Consider the following 831-nt stretch of genomic DNA (forward strand, 5'->3'; position numbering starts at 1 on the left):
AATTTCATCTAAGAATAGAGTTCCGCCTTGAGCAAATTCAAATTTACCCACTCGCTTGCTTTCTGCGCCAGTGAACGCACCTTTCTCATGACCATACAGTTCACTCTCTATCAGGTTTTCAGGTACCGCACCGCAATTGACGGCGACGAAGTTTTGTTCTCGCCGGCTGCTTTGTTCATGTAGAGAGCGTGCGACCAACTCTTTGCCTGTGCCAGTTTCACCAAAGAGTAAAATGTCAGCGTTAGTATCTGCCACATGAGTGATGATAGAACGCAGGTCGGTCATTGATTGCGTGTCACCAATGATTCTCGGCCCAAGCGCTTTACTGGCCTTTAAAGAGCGCTTCAATTCAAGATTCTCGAGTGTGAGTTGACGTTTTTCTATTGCTCGTTTGGTGGTTTCGATTAAACGTTCATTGGCGAACGGCTTTTCGATGAAGTCATAGGCGCCATCTTGGATCGCTTGTACCGCCATCGAAATATCGCCGTGACCAGTAATCATAATCACGGGGATTTCTTTGTCTTTGTGCATCACGGTGTTGAGTAGGTCATGCCCGGAAAGGCCCGGTAGACAGATATCAGTGATGATTACGTGAGGTAAGCCGTTCTCTTGAATTGCGAGCAGAGCAGACTCCGCATCGGGAAAGAATTCGGCATCAATATCGGCGAGCTCAAAGCTCTGTTCAATAGCCATTCTTAGATCGGATTCATCATCAATGAAATAGACGTGACACATAGTTATTCCTTTAATCTTTTATTTTTATTGTTGGTGAAGGTGTACTGGTTTGTTTAGCGACTAATCTGATTCTTTTGTTGGAACTATGGGTAACTC

General features: G+C 45.0%; 1 protein-coding gene. It reads right to left on the reverse strand.

Features of this window, described 5'->3' with window-relative positions; all coding sequences use genetic code 11:
* A partial coding sequence (locus AB4653_RS16715; RefSeq protein ID WP_372104782.1) for a sigma-54-dependent transcriptional regulator occupies positions 1-735 on the reverse strand: 735 nt, incomplete at its 3' end.
* Positions 736-831 lie beyond the last annotated feature (96 nt).

The sequence above is a fragment of the Vibrio sp. 10N.222.48.A3 genome, assembly GCF_041475345.1.
Taxonomy (GTDB): Bacteria; Pseudomonadota; Gammaproteobacteria; order Enterobacterales; family Vibrionaceae; genus Vibrio; species Vibrio tasmaniensis_A.